The 16,232-nt window shown below is 66.1% G+C and carries 12 protein-coding genes and 3 rRNA genes; 2 read left to right on the plus strand and 13 right to left on the minus strand.

Annotated elements, in window-relative coordinates; translation table 11 throughout:
• Nucleotides 1–243: 243 nt before the first annotated feature.
• The 9 genes from OG349_RS15355 to OG349_RS15395 form a co-directional block, all read right to left on the minus strand.
• A complete protein-coding gene (locus OG349_RS15355) occupies nucleotides 244–342 on the minus strand; it encodes a 30S ribosomal protein bS22 (protein WP_003948845.1) in 99 nt (32 codons plus the stop codon).
• Nucleotides 343–453: 111 nt separating this feature from the next.
• Nucleotides 454–666, minus strand: coding sequence for a helix-turn-helix domain-containing protein (locus OG349_RS15360; protein WP_161312241.1), 213 nt, complete (start codon nucleotides 664–666; stop codon nucleotides 454–456).
• A 128-nt stretch (nucleotides 667–794) separates the two neighbouring features.
• On the minus strand, nucleotides 795–1,610 hold the full coding sequence (locus OG349_RS15365) for a phosphatase (RefSeq protein WP_327235141.1): 816 nt from the start codon (nucleotides 1,608–1,610) through the stop codon (nucleotides 795–797).
• A gap of 114 nt (nucleotides 1,611–1,724) precedes the next feature.
• Nucleotides 1,725–2,897: an acetoin utilization protein AcuC gene (locus OG349_RS15370; RefSeq protein WP_327235142.1), complete on the minus strand. Its 1,173-nt coding sequence runs from the start codon at nucleotides 2,895–2,897 to the stop codon at nucleotides 1,725–1,727.
• Nucleotides 2,866–4,077 (minus strand): MFS transporter, encoded by a 1,212-nt coding sequence (locus OG349_RS15375; RefSeq protein WP_327235143.1) that lies wholly within the window; start codon nucleotides 4,075–4,077, stop codon nucleotides 2,866–2,868. Before OG349_RS15375 ends, OG349_RS15370 begins: the two co-directional genes overlap by 32 nt.
• A 43-nt stretch (nucleotides 4,078–4,120) precedes the next feature.
• A complete protein-coding gene (locus OG349_RS15380) occupies nucleotides 4,121–4,765 on the minus strand; it encodes an HAD family hydrolase (protein ID WP_327235144.1) in 645 nt (214 codons plus the stop codon).
• A 67-nt stretch (nucleotides 4,766–4,832) separates the two neighbouring features.
• A 5S ribosomal RNA gene (rrf, locus tag OG349_RS15385) occupies nucleotides 4,833–4,949 on the minus strand.
• A gap of 80 nt (nucleotides 4,950–5,029) precedes the next feature.
• Nucleotides 5,030–8,152: ribosomal RNA gene (locus OG349_RS15390) — 23S ribosomal RNA — on the minus strand.
• 297 nt (nucleotides 8,153–8,449) lie between these two features.
• Nucleotides 8,450–9,975 (minus strand): 16S ribosomal RNA (locus OG349_RS15395).
• Together the 16S, 23S and 5S rRNA genes form the textbook arrangement of a ribosomal RNA operon.
• 826 nt (nucleotides 9,976–10,801) lie before the next feature.
• Between OG349_RS15395 and trpS the strand changes: the two genes are divergently transcribed.
• On the plus strand, nucleotides 10,802–11,833 hold the full coding sequence (trpS, locus tag OG349_RS15400) for a tryptophan--tRNA ligase (protein WP_327235145.1): 1,032 nt from the start codon (nucleotides 10,802–10,804) through the stop codon (nucleotides 11,831–11,833).
• On the opposite strand, the gene OG349_RS15405 is transcribed toward trpS, so the two are convergent.
• Nucleotides 11,767–12,780: a GlxA family transcriptional regulator gene (locus tag OG349_RS15405; protein ID WP_327235146.1), complete on the minus strand. Its 1,014-nt coding sequence runs from the start codon at nucleotides 12,778–12,780 to the stop codon at nucleotides 11,767–11,769. The genes trpS and OG349_RS15405 overlap by 67 nt on opposite strands.
• 93 nt (nucleotides 12,781–12,873) lie before the next feature.
• Here OG349_RS15405 and OG349_RS15410 point away from each other — a divergent pair, with 93 nt between their 5' ends.
• Nucleotides 12,874–13,464, plus strand: a complete 591-nt coding sequence (locus OG349_RS15410; protein WP_327235147.1) for a cysteine hydrolase family protein — start codon at nucleotides 12,874–12,876, stop codon at nucleotides 13,462–13,464.
• A 51-nt stretch (nucleotides 13,465–13,515) separates the two neighbouring features.
• Here OG349_RS15410 and proC read toward each other — a convergent pair whose 3' ends face one another.
• The 3 genes from proC to OG349_RS15425 form a co-directional block, all read right to left on the minus strand.
• On the minus strand, nucleotides 13,516–14,325 hold the full coding sequence (proC, locus tag OG349_RS15415; protein WP_327235148.1) for a pyrroline-5-carboxylate reductase: 810 nt from the start codon (nucleotides 14,323–14,325) through the stop codon (nucleotides 13,516–13,518).
• A 183-nt stretch (nucleotides 14,326–14,508) separates the two neighbouring features.
• Nucleotides 14,509–15,336 (minus strand): ABC transporter permease, encoded by an 828-nt coding sequence (locus OG349_RS15420; protein ID WP_327235149.1) that lies wholly within the window; start codon nucleotides 15,334–15,336, stop codon nucleotides 14,509–14,511.
• Nucleotides 15,333–16,100, minus strand: coding sequence for an ABC transporter ATP-binding protein (locus OG349_RS15425; RefSeq protein WP_327235150.1), 768 nt, complete (start codon nucleotides 16,098–16,100; stop codon nucleotides 15,333–15,335). The genes OG349_RS15420 and OG349_RS15425 overlap by 4 nt, the downstream gene beginning before the upstream one ends.
• Nucleotides 16,101–16,232 lie beyond the last annotated feature (132 nt).

The following is a 16,232-nucleotide window of genomic DNA, read 5'->3' on the forward strand; positions in this document are numbered from 1 at the left end:
GCCTTCCCTAGCACCGGGTGGTCTTCCGACGTCACCGTAGCGGGTCGCTATTGCCCGGGCGTGACCGCACGACCCGCCGGACAGCTCTTTTGGCCGAAGAAACACCAACGAGCCCGGAACACCAAGAAGCCTGGAACGCCGACGACCCTGAAAACACCAACGGCCCTCCCGCCATGTTCTGGCGGAAGAGCCGTGAATGCACGAACAGCTGTCGCGGAACGCCCCCGCCGGAGCGGGAACGGACTACTTCTTGTTACGACGCTGAACGCGGGTGCGCTTGAGCAGCTTGCGGTGCTTCTTCTTGGCCATCCGCTTACGCCGCTTTTTGATAACAGAGCCCACGACTACCCTCGCTCACTTCTCTTCACTCGGTGCGGGGCGTCTGGGCCCACACGACCTACGTCGGCCTAGCCTACCCGTCACCGAGTGAGAGACGTAATCCGAGTGCACGCCCTAGGCGGGCTGGACCCCCACAAATGACTCGCGGAGGTACTCGTGAACCGCTTGCTCCGGAACCCGGAAGGACCTGCCCACCCGGATCGCCGGCAGATGACCGCTGTGCACCAACCGGTACACCGTCATCTTCGACACTCGCATCACCGAGGCGACCTCCGCCACGGTAAGGAACTTGACCTCGTTGAGAGGCCTCTCGCTGCCAGCAGCCATGACCCACCTGTACCTTCCGCACGCGGCGGCCACCGGCTTCCCCTCCGGTGACTCTTCGTCGCTGTGCGCTCACGCCCCAGACTAGGGGCGGGTGGTGCGAGTGGGGAAGAGGAGCAGCCTACGGCGGCCTACTGTGACAGACACGCTCGATTGAGTACATAGCGAGTAAGCGGCAGGTAGTAAGCGGACCGCACGGCGTCGTCGAGGGGTACGGCGACGGACACCCGCCCCTCCGCCTCACCGACGAACAGCGCGGGATCGTCCGTGTCGGCGAGACCGATGGCCTCGAAACCCAGCTGACCTGCCCCGCAGACCCATCCGTGGTCCCCCACCACGAGCCCCGGCAGGGGCCCGCGGGACGCCACCAGACCGTCCAGGGCGACCCGGACAGGCAGCGGCGAATGGGTGTGTGCGCCGGTCTCACTCCCGGCGTACGGCAGGTGTGGTTCACGCATCAACGCAACTCCCCGTACGTAGTCGAGGTGGTACGTGCGTACCCCGAACCGGGTCGTTATGTCGATACATCTCCCCTGCGCCGGGGTGAGGACGAGACATCCCGCCGCCGACAAAGCGTCTGCCAGGGCCGCGTAGAAACCGAGCAGCCGCTCCGGATGCCCCGTACCGAACAGCACCGGAACCCGGTCCGCCGCCGCCTCCCGCAAGCGCTCCGCGAAGGCGTCCAGCGCGGACAGCGTCCGCTCGGGATCGATCACGTCGGTGCCCGACACCCGACCGGGATCGGACGAGACACCACATTTGTCCGCCATCAGTCCCAGCACGTCGCGTTCGCTCCAGGAGCGTTCGGGATCCAGTCCGAGCATCACCCGGGGATCCCTGGCCGCGAAGAGCCGATAACTGCGCAGACTCCTCTCCCGTGACGTGGCCACGGGACCGGCCAGCCTGGCCGCCAGCAGATGCGCCCGCAGGGCTCCGGTGCTCAACACCCCGCCGATGCTGCCTGTTCCGGCGCCCGCGAGGGACCGGAACAGGCGGAGAATCCCACCGTTGGCGTAACGGCCCCGAGGCCCCCGGGGTCCTGAGGCCGACCCCGGCAACCGCTAGGGCAGCAACCCCCGCAGAGGGAACACCGCCTTGCGCGTCGCCAGGATCAACTGGTCCAGCCGGTCCGCCGGATCGTACCCGGAGTCCCACGCCCGCCACTCCGGCGTCCGCCCGTCCGTCATCCGCCCCGGCCCCAACTGCCGCGTACGCGCGTACACCTCGTCCCGCCACGCCGCCGGCACCACCGACTCCGGATCGATCGGCGCGTGCGCCGCGATCGCCACCAGATGGGTCCAGGACCGCGGCACGACGTCCACCACCGCGTACCCGCCCCCTCCCAGGGCCACCCAGCGCCCCTCCTCGACGTATTCGTGCGCCAGGTCGTGGCAGGCGGCCTGGACGGCCCGCTGGGCGTCCAGGGACACCGCGATGTGCGCCAGCGGGTCCTCGAAGTGGGTGTCGGCGCCGTGCTGCGTCACGAGGGCCTGCGGGCGGAAATCGGCGAGCAGTTCGGGTACGACGGCGTGGAAGGCCCGCAGCCACCCCTCGTCGCCCGTCCCGGCCGGCAGGGCGATGTTCACCGCGCTGCCCTCGGCCGCCTCGCCACCGGTGTCCTCCGGCCAGCCGGTGCCGGGGAACAGCGTGTGCGGGTGCTCGTGCATCGAGATCGTCAGGACCCGGGGATCGTCCCAGAACGTCTCCTGCACGCCGTCCCCGTGGTGCACATCCACGTCGATGTACGCGACCCGCTCCGCACCCAGCTCCAGCATCCGCGCGATCGCCAGCGAGGCATCGTTGTAGATGCAGAACCCGGACGCCGCCCCCGGCATCGCGTGGTGCAGACCGCCCGCGAAGTTCACCGCGTGTGCGGCCTGTCCGCGCCACACCGCCTCGGCGGCCCCCACGGACTGCCCGGCGATCAGCGCCGACGCCTCGTGCATCCCGGCGAACGCCGGATCGTCGGGCGTACCGACGCCGTACGCCCCGTCGGCGTCCCCCGGACGCTCCGAGAAGCGCCGTACGGCGTCCACGTAGGCCTGTTCGTGAACGAGCCGCAGGGTCGAGTCCCCCGCGGCCGGCGCGGACACCACCTCCGCCACCTTGTCCAAGCCGTACGCCCGCACCAACCCCATGGTCAGCGCGAGCCGTACGGGATCCATGGGGTGGCTGGGTCCAAAGTTGTAACCCGTTACCCCGTCATCCCACATCAGCAGTGCGCGAGCGCTCATGCCCGCCACCGTATCGGGCCGGGTCCGCCTCGAACGAGCGGGTGTATACAAAAGTCACCAGGACCATGACCATCGGTACGAGCATCGCGCCCCGGTAGCTCCAGGCGTCGCCGAGGGCCCCCACCAGGGGCGATCCGACCAGGAATCCCACGTAGTTGAAGATGTTGAGCCGGGCCACCGCCGCGTCACTCGCGTCCGGGAACAGCCGCCCGGCCGCCGCGAAGGTCTGCGGCACGATCACACAGAGCCCCAGCCCCAGCAGGGTGAACCCGGCGATCCCGGCCCAGGCCCCCGGCGCCACCGCGACGACACCGAACCCGAGGCCCGCGAGGAGCGTCCCGCACCGCACGACGGCCACGGCCCCGAAACGCCGTACCCCCAGATCCCCCACGGAGCGGCCGAGGAGCGTGGTGACCATGTAGGCGTTGTACGGGACGGTCGCCAGCTCCTCCGAGCTGCCGAGGACGTCGTGGAGGTACTTGGCGCTCCAGTTCGACACGGTGGAGTCACCGATGTAGGCGAACGCCATGACGAGGCAGAGCGGCAACAGCAGCTTGAAAACCAGGGGCTTGGCGACCACAGGCTCGCCGCCGCTGTCCTGAGGACCGGGCGGGACGGTCTCGGCGGCCTTGTACCAGTGCCCGCCGACCAGCGCGGCCGGCACCAGCACGGCCACCACCGGCAGATACGAGACCAGCAGGGACAGGTCGATGTGCACGCCCACCCAGGCGAGCGAGGCACCGGCGATCCCGCCGAGGCTGTACGCCGCGTGAAAGCCGATCATGATGCTCCGGCCGTACGCCCGTTGGAGCCGTACGCCGAGCATGTTCATCGAGGCGTCCAGCGCCCCCATCGCCAGCCCGAACGCCGCCAGGGCGAGGGCGAGCTGCCACACCTCACGGCCGGCGCCGACGCCGAGGAGGGCGAGGAGCAGGACGGGCTGGGTCCCCCGCAGCAGCGCACCGGGCCGGACGCGGAGGACCAACTTCTCGGTGACCACGCTGCCGACGCCCGCGAGGATCGGCACGGCGGCGAGGAAGACCGGCAGCACGCCGTCGGATATCCCGTACCGGTCCTGGATGCCGGGGATACGGGTGACGAGCAGGGCGAAGGCCACCCCCTGGACGAAGAAGCCCAGCGCCAGGGAGGCCCGTCCGTGCCGCAACCGCACATCTGTCATGGCCGGACAGCGTAGGGCGCCGCCCTACCCATGGGTAGATGGATCAGGCGAGCAATCCGGGCAGTTCGTCCATGGTGGAGAAATGGCCGTCGGCCCCGGAGAGTCGCGCGGCGGGCGTCATCGCGGTGAAGGCGTACACCTCCATGCCGGCGGCGCGCGCGGCCGCGACGCCCAGCGGGCTGTCCTCGACCACCACACAGCGGTCGGGGGCCACCCCCATGCGGGCGGCGGCGTGGAGGAAGAGGTCAGGGGCGGGTTTCCCCCGTCCGACGTCCTGCGCGCTGAAGATGACGGCGTCGTCGAACCACCGGTCCAGCCCGGTCTTCCGGTGCCCGACCCGGATCCGCTCGTGGCTCCCGGAGGAGGCGACGCAGTACGGCACCCCGTCGGCGGCCAGCTTCCCCAGCAGCTCCACCACCCCGTCGACCGGCCTCAACTCCCGTTCGAAGGCGGCGAAGACGCGTGCGTGCAGGACGTCGTCGAAGTCGGCGGGCAGCAGCTGCCCGGTGCGCTCCTTCACCAGGTCGTGGACGCGGTGCACGGCGGCTCCCATGTAGTCGCGCAGGGAGTCCTCGTAGGAGGTGGGGTGGCCCAACTCGGTGAGATAGCCGGCCAGGATGGTGTTGGAAAGGGGCTCGCTGTCGACGAGCACACCGTCGTTGTCGAAGATGACCAATTCGTAGCGCATGCCCCTGACCCTAAACGCAAGAATGCCCTGTACCAGAAGGTACAGGGCATTCCCACGATCAAAGATTGTTCGGCGGCGTCCTACTCTCCCACAGGGTCCCCCCTGCAGTACCATCGGCGCTACGAGGCTTAGCTTCCGGGTTCGGAATGTAACCGGGCGTTTCCCTCACGCAATGACCACCGAAACACTATGAAGACATCGAAAAGCTGGATGACAACACGGCTCTTCGTTACTTCAGAACTAACACAGTGGACGCGAGCAACTGAGGACAAGCCCTCGGCCTATTAGTACCAGTCAGCTTCGACCGTTACCGGTCTTCCACATCTGGCCTATCAACCCAGTCGTCTACTGGGAGCCTTAACCCCTCAAGGGGGTGGGAGTTCTCATCTCGAAGCAGGCTTCCCGCTTAGATGCTTTCAGCGGTTATCCCTCCCGAACGTAGCCAACCAGCCATGCCCTTGGCAGAACAACTGGCACACCAGAGGTTCGTCCGTCCCGGTCCTCTCGTACTAGGGACAGCCCTTCTCAAAACTCCTACGCGCACAGCGGATAGGGACCGAACTGTCTCACGACGTTCTAAACCCAGCTCGCGTACCGCTTTAATGGGCGAACAGCCCAACCCTTGGGACCGACTCCAGCCCCAGGATGCGACGAGCCGACATCGAGGTGCCAAACCATCCCGTCGATATGGACTCTTGGGGAAGATCAGCCTGTTATCCCCGGGGTACCTTTTATCCGTTGAGCGACGGCGCTTCCACAAGCCACCGCCGGATCACTAGTCCCGACTTTCGTCCCTGCTCGACCCGTCGGTCTCACAGTCAAGCTCCCTTGTGCACTTACACTCAACACCTGATTACCAACCAGGCTGAGGGAACCTTTGGGCGCCTCCGTTACTCTTTAGGAGGCAACCGCCCCAGTTAAACTACCCATCAGACACTGTCCCTGATCCGGATCACGGACCCAGGTTAGACATCCAGCACGACCAGAGTGGTATTTCAACGACGACTCCACCTGAACTGGCGTCCAAGCTTCACAGTCTCCCACCTATCCTACACAAGCCGAACCGAACACCAATATCAAACTATAGTAAAGGTCCCGGGGTCTTTCCGTCCTGCTGCGCGAAACGAGCATCTTTACTCGTAGTGCAATTTCACCGGGCCTATGGTTGAGACAGTCGAGAAGTCGTTACGCCATTCGTGCAGGTCGGAACTTACCCGACAAGGAATTTCGCTACCTTAGGATGGTTATAGTTACCACCGCCGTTTACTGGCGCTTAAGTTCTCAGCCTCGCCACACCGAAATGTGACTAACCGGTCCCCTTAACGTTCCAGCACCGGGCAGGCGTCAGTCCGTATACATCGCCTTACGGCTTCGCACGGACCTGTGTTTTTAGTAAACAGTCGCTTCTCGCTGGTCTCTGCGGCCACCCCAAGCTCAGGAAGAAAATTCCGTCACCCAAGATGGCCCCCCTTCTCCCGAAGTTACGGGGGCATTTTGCCGAGTTCCTTAACCATAGTTCACCCGAACGCCTCGGTATTCTCTACCAGACCACCTGAGTCGGTTTAGGGTACGGGCCGCCATGAAACTCGCTAGAGGCTTTTCTCGACAGCATAGGATCATCCACTTCACCACAATCGGCTCGGCATCAGGTCTCAGACTCATGTGTGACGGATTTGCCTATCACACGCCCTACACCCTTACCCCGGGACAACCACCGCCCGGGCTGGACTACCTTCCTGCGTCACCCCATCGCTTACCTACTACCACCTTGGTTCAACGGCTCCACCACTCCCCTTTGCCCGAAGGCTCCAGGACGGCTTCACGGCCTTAGCATTAATGGATTCGATACTGGGCGTTTCAAAGCGGGTACCGGAATATCAACCGGTTGTCCATCGACTACGCCTGTCGGCCTCGCCTTAGGTCCCGACTTACCCTGGGCAGATCAGCTTGACCCAGGAACCCTTAGTCAATCGGCGCACACGTTTCTCACGTGTGTATCGCTACTCATGCCTGCATTCTCACTCGTGAACCGTCCACCACTAGCTTCCGCTGCGGCTTCACCCGGCACACGACGCTCCCCTACCCATCCACACACCCGTTGGGGCTATATATGTGAATGACACGACTTCGGCGGTACGCTTGAGCCCCGCTACATTGTCGGCGCGGAATCACTTGACCAGTGAGCTATTACGCACTCTTTAAAGGGTGGCTGCTTCTAAGCCAACCTCCTGGTTGTCTCTGCGACTCCACATCCTTTCCCACTTAGCGTACGCTTAGGGGCCTTAGTCGATGCTCTGGGCTGTTTCCCTCTCGACCATGGAGCTTATCCCCCACAGTCTCACTGCCGCGCTCTCACTTACCGGCATTCGGAGTTTGGCTAAGGTCAGTAACCCGGTAGGGCCCATCGCCTATCCAGTGCTCTACCTCCGGCAAGAAACACACGACGCTGCACCTAAATGCATTTCGGGGAGAACCAGCTATCACGGAGTTTGATTGGCCTTTCACCCCTAACCACAGGTCATCCCCCAGGTTTTCAACCCTGGTGGGTTCGGTCCTCCACGACCTCTTACAGCCGCTTCAACCTGCCCATGGCTAGATCACTCCGCTTCGGGTCTTGAGCGCGCTACTATACCGCCCTATTCGGACTCGCTTTCGCTACGGCTTCCCCACACGGGTTAACCTCGCAACACACCGCAAACTCGCAGGCTCATTCTTCAAAAGGCACGCAGTCACGACTGACAGCACAAGTGCTGCCAGCGACGCTCCCACGGCTTGTAGGCACACGGTTTCAGGTACTATTTCACTCCGCTCCCGCGGTACTTTTCACCATTCCCTCACGGTACTATCCGCTATCGGTCACCAGGGAATATTTAGGCTTAGCGGGTGGTCCCGCCAGATTCACACGGGATTTCTCGGGCCCCGTGCTACTTGGGTGGTTCTTAAACGAGCCGCATGAATTTCAGCTACGGGGGTCTTACCCTCTACGCCGGACCTTTCGCATGTCCTTCGCCTACCCATACGGTTTCTGACTCGCCGACCGGCCGGCAGACCGATCAAAAGAACTCCCACAACCCCTGCAACGCAACCCCTGCCGGGTATCACACGCTACAGGTTTGGCCTCATCCGGTTTCGCTCGCCACTACTCCCGGAATCACGGTTGTTTTCTCTTCCTGAGGGTACTGAGATGTTTCACTTCCCCTCGTTCCCTCCACACTGCCTATGTGTTCAGCAGCGGGTGACAGCCCATGACGACTGCCGGGTTTCCCCATTCGGACACCCCCGGATCAAAGCTCGGTTGACAGCTCCCCGGGGCCTATCGCGGCCTCCCACGTCCTTCATCGGTTCCTGGTACCAAGGCATCCACCGTGCGCCCTTAAAAACTTGGCCACAGATGCTCGCGTCCACTGTGCAGTTCTCAAGCAACGACCAGCCACCCGTCACACACCACAAAGGATGCTTCACCGGGGCCGGCATCACGAAGGCCCAGACCTCACGGTCCGTACCCTCAGATACCCAACAGCGTGCCCGACCCGACTAATCCATCTCACGTTCCACGCCGAAGCAGTACTTGTAAGACCAACCAGCCGTGCCGAATAGTCAACGTTCCACCCATGAGCTAACCACCGTCGAACATTTGCCGACGTTGTGGCTCTGGACTCCTCACGGAATCTAGATGCTCCTTAGAAAGGAGGTGATCCAGCCGCACCTTCCGGTACGGCTACCTTGTTACGACTTCGTCCCAATCGCCAGTCCCACCTTCGACAGCTCCCTCCCACAAGGGGTTGGGCCACCGGCTTCGGGTGTTACCGACTTTCGTGACGTGACGGGCGGTGTGTACAAGGCCCGGGAACGTATTCACCGCAGCAATGCTGATCTGCGATTACTAGCAACTCCGACTTCATGGGGTCGAGTTGCAGACCCCAATCCGAACTGAGACCGGCTTTTTGAGATTCGCTCCACCTCACGGTTTCGCAGCTCATTGTACCGACCATTGTAGCACGTGTGCAGCCCAAGACATAAGGGGCATGATGACTTGACGTCGTCCCCACCTTCCTCCGAGTTGACCCCGGCAGTCTCCTGTGAGTCCCCATCACCCCGAAAGGCATGCTGGCAACACAGAACAGGGGTTGCGCTCGTTGCGGGACTTAACCCAACATCTCACGACACGAGCTGACGACAGCCATGCACCACCTGTACACCGACCACAAGGGGGACCCTGTCTCCAGGGTTTTCCGGTGTATGTCAAGCCTTGGTAAGGTTCTTCGCGTTGCGTCGAATTAAGCCACATGCTCCGCTGCTTGTGCGGGCCCCCGTCAATTCCTTTGAGTTTTAGCCTTGCGGCCGTACTCCCCAGGCGGGGAACTTAATGCGTTAGCTGCGGCACCGACGACGTGGAATGTCGCCAACACCTAGTTCCCAACGTTTACGGCGTGGACTACCAGGGTATCTAATCCTGTTCGCTCCCCACGCTTTCGCTCCTCAGCGTCAGTAATGGCCCAGAGATCCGCCTTCGCCACCGGTGTTCCTCCTGATATCTGCGCATTTCACCGCTACACCAGGAATTCCGATCTCCCCTACCACACTCTAGTCTGCCCGTATCGAATGCAGACCCGGGGTTAAGCCCCGGGCTTTCACATCCGACGTGACAAACCGCCTACGAGCTCTTTACGCCCAATAATTCCGGACAACGCTTGCGCCCTACGTATTACCGCGGCTGCTGGCACGTAGTTAGCCGGCGCTTCTTCTGCAGGTACCGTCACTTTCGCTTCTTCCCTGCTGAAAGAGGTTTACAACCCGAAGGCCGTCATCCCTCACGCGGCGTCGCTGCATCAGGCTTTCGCCCATTGTGCAATATTCCCCACTGCTGCCTCCCGTAGGAGTCTGGGCCGTGTCTCAGTCCCAGTGTGGCCGGTCGCCCTCTCAGGCCGGCTACCCGTCGTCGCCTTGGTAGGCCATCACCCCACCAACAAGCTGATAGGCCGCGGGCTCATCCTGCACCGCCGGAGCTTTTAACCCTCCCCCATGCAGGAGAAAGTATTATCCGGTATTAGACCCCGTTTCCAGGGCTTGTCCCAGAGTGCAGGGCAGATTGCCCACGTGTTACTCACCCGTTCGCCACTAATCCACCCCGAAAGGCTTCATCGTTCGACTTGCATGTGTTAAGCACGCCGCCAGCGTTCGTCCTGAGCCAGGATCAAACTCTCCGTAAATGTTCACCGGTAATCCGGTAGACACCACGTAAGAGCCGGGATCACCGGTCGGAATAAGACCCGTGATCCACAGCGTCCTCGCTGTGTTTCATTCAAAGGAACCACCAACCCACCAACCACAAAGGTTGAGTAGGCCGGGGTATCAACATATCTGGCGTTGACTTTTGGCACGCTGTTGAGTTCTCAAGGAACGGACGCTTCCTTCGGTCCCGTCTCCGGGGCCCTCCGGGCGCTTCCCTTCGGTATTTCGTGTTTCCGACTCTATCAGATGCTTTCGTATCCGATTTCCCCGGCCGGCGGGGCTGCCTTCCAGGTTTCCGCTTTCGCGTTTCCCTTTCCGGCGATTCCGACTCTACCAGAACCTTTCGGGCCTGATTCCCAGTCAGAGGGGGCTTGTCCTCCCGGCCCTTCGGCCGTTCCGACGAGTGAGACTTTAGCGGAATCACTGGTCCCGACGCTAATCGGGCCGCGTCCCTTCGAACGCGGATTCCTCATTTCACAAAGGCGCACGCAAAACAAGGCGACCTGTTGTCGCTCGTTTGTCGTGTGTCCTGCGGAATGACTGCCCGGGGACCGGACCTAGCCGGTGCTCACGTCGGACAGCTCGCAGCACATTACGGAGGTGTGTACCGCGTGTCAAATCGAAGGCCGACGGCTAGTCTTGGGGCCATGACAACGCATGCGTGCATCCTTCAGTGGTGGACCGCCTGACGGCGGCCGCCCCCACGCATGTACGCAACGGCCGCCGCTTTCGGCGGCCGTTCGCGTTTCTCCCCTCGGGGGCCGGCCGCACGGGCGGTGGCTCCGATCAGGAGGGTGATACGGGATGACGCGGATCTTCAGCGGGATCAAGCCCACGGGCCATCTGACGCTGGGCAACTACCTCGGGGCCGTACGGCGGTGGGTCGAGGTCGACCAGCACCAGTCGGACGCCGTCTTCAGTGTGGTGGATCTCCACGCGCTCACCGTCGAGCACGATCCGGCCCGCGTGCGCAGACTCACCCGGCAGGCCGCCACGCTGTTGCTGGCGGCCGGGCTGGACCCTGGCCTGTGCACCGTATTCGTACAGAGTCATGTGGACGAGCACACCCGGCTGTCGTACCTGCTGGAGTGCACGGCCACGGACGGCGAGCTGCGGCGCATGATCCAGTACAAGGAGAAGAGCGCGGAGGCACGGACGTCCGGGGAGAGTGTGCGGTTCTCCCTCCTGTCGTATCCGGTGCTGATGGCGGCGGACATCCTCGCCTACCGGACCGACGAGGTGCCGGTGGGTGAGGACCAGACGCAGCATGTGGAGCTGACGCGGGATCTGGCCGTGCGGTTCAACCAGCGGTACGGGCACACGTTCGCGATCCCGAGGGCCACGCGTCCCCCGGTGGCCGCGCGGGTCATGAACCTCCAGGAGCCGACGTCGAAGATGGGCAAGTCCCAGGACTCCGGTGCCGGGATCGTCTATCTGCTCGACGAGCCCGACGTGGTGCGGAAGAAGATCATGCGGGCCGTGACCGACAGCGGCTCCGTGGTCGCGTACGACCGGGAGACCAGCCCGGGCGTGGCGAATCTGCTGGAGATTCTCGCGGCGTGTACGGACGGGGACCCGAACGACCTGGCCGGTGTATACGAGTCGTACGGCGCGCTGAAGAAGGACACCGCGGACGCCGTGGCCGAGGTTCTCCGGCCGTTGCGCGAGCGGCACGCGGCCCTGGCGGCTGATCCCGGCCAGGTGGACGCGGTGTTGAAGGAGGGGGCGGAGCGGGCCAGGGGGATGGCGCGTCCGGTGGTCGACGCGGCCTATCGGGCGGTGGGTCTGCTGCCGGCGGGCCGAGGGGGGCGCGTGGCCCGGAAGGCGGCGCGGTAGGTGCTGGGGCTGGTGGCGAGGTTCCGTGCGAAGTGCTGGCGCATCGTGATCTCGCTGCCGAAGCCCGTGCGGCGGGCGATCTCGGTCATGGGGAGGTCGGTCCGTTCGAGCAGTTTCTGGGCGGCGGCGAGGCGTTGGGTGATCAGCCACTGGAGGGGGGTGGTGCCGGTTGTCGCGTGGAAGTGGCGGGCGAAGGAGCGGGGTGACATGCCGGCCCAGGTGGCGAGGTCGGCGACGGTGAGCGGGTCGGGGAGGTGGCGCAGGGCGCGTTCGCGTACGGAGGCGAGGGCGTCGGCGTCGCGGTCCGCCCGGGGTGTGGGCCGTTCGATGAACTGGGCCTGGGTGCCGGTGCGGAAGGGGGCCGTGACCATGGAGCGGGCGACGGTGGCCGCGGCTTCCGCGCCGTGGGCGGTACGGACGAGGTGGAGGCAGAGGTCGATCCCGGCGGCGGTGCCGGCCGAGGTCCACAGGGGGCCTGGCCCGGTGGTGTCCTCCACGAAGAGGGCGTCGGCCTCGACGGTGACGGCGGGGTGCCTCGTACGCAGGGCGTCGGCGAGAGCCCAGTGGGTGACGGCGCGGCGGCCGTCGAGGAGGCCGGCCTGGGCGAGGACAAACGCTCCGGCGCAGAGGGCGGCGACCGGGGTGCCCGCGGTGTGGGCGGTGCGGAGGGCTTCGAGGACCGGTTCGGGGGCGGGGAGGTCCGGAGTCTCCAGGCCGGGTACGACGACGAGGTCGGCGTCGGCGAGCCAGGTCAGGGGGCGGTCGGGGGTGAGGCTCAGGCCGCCTGGCATGGCGAGGGGATCGGGCGTCGCGGCGGCGCGGTGCAGGGCGAAGGGCGGGACGGCGCCGGGCGTGCGGTCGGTGCCCCAGACCTCGGTGATGACGGAGACGTCGAACGCGCGGATGCCCGGGAAGGCGACCAGCGCCACGCGGTAGGGGGAGGTCATGGGGCCAGTCTGACAGGGGGCTGGCAGGAAGCCATCGGTGAGCGGCATTGCCGCCACTGTCGGCGGGAGGAGGGACGGCCCAGGATCGGAGGCATGGAGATGCGGGAGAACGCGGCGCTGGTGATCGTGGACGTGCAGAAGGGGTTCGAGGAGGAGGTCTGGGGGCGGCGGAACAATCCGGGCGCGGAGGGGAACATCGCCGCGCTGATCGACGTGTGGCAGTCGAGCGGGCGGCCGGTGGTGTTCGTACGGCACGACTCGACGCAGGTGGAGGGGTCGGCGTCACCGTTGCGGCCGGGGTACGCGGGGAACGGCTTCAAGGACTTCGTGGAGCAGCGGCGGGGGAAGGGGAGCGGGCCTGAGCTGTTGGTGACGAAGAGCGTGAACTCGGCGTTCTACGGCGAGCCGGATCTGGACGCGTGGCTCAAGGGCGCGGGTGTGGGGCAGATCGTGGTGGCGGGGATCCAGACGAACATGTGCAACGAGACGACCGCGCGGATGGGCGGGAATCTCGGGTACGAGGTGTTCTTTCCGCTCGACGCGATGCACACGTTCGATCTGGAGGGCCCGTTCGGCTGGACGCGGACGGCGGACGAGCTGTCGCGGGCCACGGCGGTGTCGTTGCACGGTGGCGGGTTCGCGAAGGTCGTGACGACGGAGGAGCTGGTGGCGGCGGCCGGCTGAGGGGGGCGGGCCTGATCGGGTCCGCCCGCCGCGCCCTGTCGGCCGTAGCGGTCAGCCGTTGCCGGAGGCGAGTGCGCGGCTGCGGTCGCGGGCCGCTTCGATGGCGGCGATGAGGGCGGCGCGTACCCCGTGGTTCTCCAGCTCGCGGATGGCGCTGATGGTGGTGCCGGCCGGGGAGGTCACGGCTTCGCGGAGCTTCACGGGGTGTTCGCCGCTGTCCCGGAGCATCACGGCGGCGCCGATGGCGGCCTGGACGATGAGGTCGTGGGCCTGGGCGCGGGGCAGGCCGAGGAGGATGCCGGCGTCGGTCATCGCCTCGACGAGGAAGTAGAAGTAGGCGGGGCCCGAGCCGGAGAGGGCGGTGGCCGCGTCCTGCTGGGACTCGGGGACGCGGAGCGTCTTGCCGACTCCGCCGAAGATCTCCTCGGTGTGCGTGAGGTGGGCGGCGAGGGCGTGGCTGCCCGCGGAGATGACGGACATGCCTTCGTCCACGAGGACAGGGGTGTTGGGCATGACGCGGACGACGGGGGTGCCGGTGGCGAGGCGTTCCTCGATGAACGCGGTGGTGATGCCGGCGGCCGCGCTGATGACGAGGCGGTCGGGGGTGAGGTGGGGGCCCAGCTCGTCCAGGAGCTTGCCCATGTCCTGGGGTTTGACGGCGAGGATGAGGGTGTCGGCGCGTTTGGCGGCGTCGGCGTTGGTGGCGGGTTCGACGCCGTAGCGGTCGTGAAGTTCCGTGGCCCGTTCGGGGCGGCGGGTGGTGACCAGGAGGTGCGCGGGGCGCCAGCCGGCCCGGATCATGCCGCTGAGCAGTGCCTCGCCGATTTTTCCGGTGCCGAGGACTGCGACTGTCTTGCTCATTACGGGGTCACCTCGCCGGTGGGTGGGTGGGGCGGTCGTACGTGACCATCCTCGCACCGGGGGCGGCGGGGAGCGGGCGGTGTCCGAGGGGCGGGCGCCGCGTCGGGGGTGGGCGTGGGGTCGGGCCGTACGGCGGTCAGGCGGTGCCCGGCCAGGCGGTACGGCGGTCAGGCGGCACGGCGGTCAGGCGGTACGGCGGCGGAGGGTCGCCGCGCCGAGGGCGAGGACGAGGAGGGCGCAGCCCGCGACGACCAGGGCGTCGCGGACGAAGTCGCCGGTGATGTCGGTGTGGCGGAGGACCTGGTTCATGCCGTCGACGGCGTACGACATGGGCAGGACGTCGGAGATCGCCTCCAGGACGGGCTGCATGGCGGAGCGCGGGGTGAACAGTCCGCACAGCAGCAGCTGGGGGAAGATCACCGCGGGCATGAACTGGACGGCCTGGAACTCGGACGCGGCGAAGGCGGAGACGAACAGGCCGAGCGCGGTGCCGAGCAGGGCGTCGAGGAGCGCGACCAGCAGCAGGAGCCAGGGGGAGCCGACGACGTCGAGGCCGAGGGCCCAGACGGCGAGGCCGGTGGCGAGGGTGGACTGGATGAGGGCGAGCAGGCCGAAGGCGAGGGCGTAGCCGGCGATCAGGTCGCCCTTGCCCAGCGGCATGGCGAGCAGGCGTTCCAGGGTGCCGGAGGTGCGTTCGCGCAGGGTGGCGATCGAGGTCACCAGGAACATGGTGATGAGCGGGAAGATGCCCAGCAGCGAGGCGCCGATGGAGTCGAAGGTGCGCGGGCTGCCGTCGAAGACGTACCGGAGCAGGAAGAGCATCACGCACGGGACGAGGATCATCAGCGCGATGGAGCGCGGGTCGTGGCGGAGCTGGCGCAGGACGCGGGCGGCGGTGGCGAGGGTCCTGGCGGTGGAGAGGGTGCCGCCGAGGCGGGAGCCCGGGGCGGGGGCGCTCGCGGGGCCGGCGCTGTCGCCGGTGGTGCCGGTGAGGGGGGTCGTGGTGCTCATCGGGCGCTCTCCTGGAGTGCGTTGGCCTCGTCGACCAGGTGGAGGAAGGCTTGTTCGACGTTCTCGGAGTCCGTACGGCGGCGCAGGGCGTCGGGGGTGTCGTCGGCGAGGATCTCGCCGTCGCGCATGAGGAGCAGGCGGTCGCAGCGTTCGGCTTCGTCCATGACGTGGGAGGAGACGAGGATCGTGGCGGCGCGCTGGGCGGCGATCCAGTGGAAGAGCTCCCACAGGTCGCGGCGCAGGACGGGGTCGAGGCCGACGGTCGGTTCGTCGAGGACGAGCAGTTCGGGTGAGCCGAGCAGGGCCACGGCCAGGGAGACGCGGTTGAGCTGGCCGCCGGAGAGCCGGCCCGCGAGCGCGTCGGCGTGGGAGACGAGGGCGACGTCGCCGATGGCGCGGGCGACGGATTCCTCGCGGGCGTCGCGGCGGGCGCGACCGGGGTCGAGGACGGCGGCGAAGTAGTGGAGGTTCTGGCGGACCGTGAGGTCGGCGTAGACGGACGGGGATTGGGTCACGTAGCCGACGCGTGAGCGCAGGGTGGCGTGGCCCGCGGGGTGGCCGAGGACGTCGAGCGTGCCGGTGACCTGGGCCTGGGTGCCGACGACGGAGCGCATCAGGGTGGACTTGCCGCAGCCGGACGGGCCGAGGAGGCCGGTGATCCGGCCGGGCGGGACGGCGAAGTCGAGACCGCGCAGGACGGTTCTGTCGCCTCGCCGGACGGTGAGGCCGCGGGCCTGGACGGCGGCTCCCGAATAATTCATCATGTGATGAATAGTGCGAGCACCGGCTGCCGCCGTCAAGGGGGTTGATACGGGGGGGCCTTCGGGCGAGGGCCTTCCCGGCGTCCGGCCGCGGAGCCTCCGTAAATCCGTTGGCGGACCGCGGCGGCCGCTGCT

The organism is Streptomyces sp. NBC_01317, assembly GCF_035961655.1.
Lineage (GTDB): Bacteria > Actinomycetota > Actinomycetes > Streptomycetales > Streptomycetaceae > Streptomyces.